The following is a 330-nucleotide window of genomic DNA, read 5'->3' on the forward strand; positions in this document are numbered from 1 at the left end:
AGCAGCAGGACGCTGAGCAGGGCCAGCTGGCCGATGCGGCCGGGCGGCAGGCTCCAGAAAGCAAGCAGGCGCGGCGTCTGACCGCTCTCGCGCACGTGGTAGATGCGATAAATGCCAACCGCGAAGGCGGGCGCAATCAGCGCGAAACCGCCGGCCAGAACCGGCACCATCGCGGCCTGACCCACCGACCAGAGGCCGGCGGTGATGAGGAGACCGGTCACGGTGACAGCGATCCCGTAGCCGATGGAGATGACCGGGCTCGCCATCATGTCGGCGAAGCCGGCCTTGAGCCACGCCCAGGGCGCGTCCCGGCGCACGCTGTCCAGAGTG

At 69.4% G+C, this 330-nt stretch carries 1 protein-coding gene; it reads right to left on the reverse strand.

Translation table 11 applies throughout. From position 1 onward, the window contains the following. On the reverse strand, positions 1 to 330 hold a 330-nt coding region (locus tag E5162_RS14250; RefSeq protein ID WP_135945947.1), incomplete at both ends, for a DUF2189 domain-containing protein.

Source organism: Marinicauda pacifica (assembly GCF_004793635.1).
GTDB classification, from domain to species: domain Bacteria; phylum Pseudomonadota; class Alphaproteobacteria; order Caulobacterales; family Maricaulaceae; genus Marinicauda; species Marinicauda pacifica.